This is a genomic window from Pseudaminobacter soli (ex Li et al. 2025), assembly GCF_003012705.1.
In the GTDB taxonomy this organism is placed as follows: Bacteria; Pseudomonadota; Alphaproteobacteria; order Rhizobiales; family Rhizobiaceae; genus Pseudaminobacter; species Pseudaminobacter soli.
Window position 1 is genome coordinate 1 of sequence record NZ_PXYL01000077.1, and the last position, 407, is coordinate 407.

The 407-nt window shown below is 60.2% G+C and carries 1 protein-coding gene; it reads right to left on the reverse strand.

Going from position 1 to position 407, the window contains the following annotated elements:
* On the reverse strand, window positions 1-407 hold a 407-nt coding region (locus tag C7I85_RS30310; protein WP_146149030.1), incomplete at both ends, for an IS110 family transposase.

Consider the following 407-nt stretch of genomic DNA (forward strand, 5'->3'; position numbering starts at 1 on the left):
AGAACCCGGCGAACTTCCAGGAGAGGGTCAATGACCTGTCGCAGATGAGGAGATCGCTCCAACAGCTCAAGAATGCGCGGCTCGAACTTGAGGCGGGACACCACCCCAACCTTGAGGCCGAAGTTGCGCAAGAGGCCGCGGAGATTGTTCTCCGCATCCACGATCTTGCTCTGGATGAATTTGCGCGCAGTGAGAAGCATCCGGATCTCCTGACTCCGGATGGTTTTGACGTGCACAGGCTTGTAAAGCCCGACCCTCATCATCTGGGCGATGCCGCGCGCGTCGTTGCGGTCAGTCTTGTTGATCTGAGCTGACAGAGCCGCCTTCATGTGCCGCGTCTCGACGCAGATGACCGGGTACCCCGCTGCCGCAAGCCCACTGTAGAGCCATTGCGACAACGGGCCGGC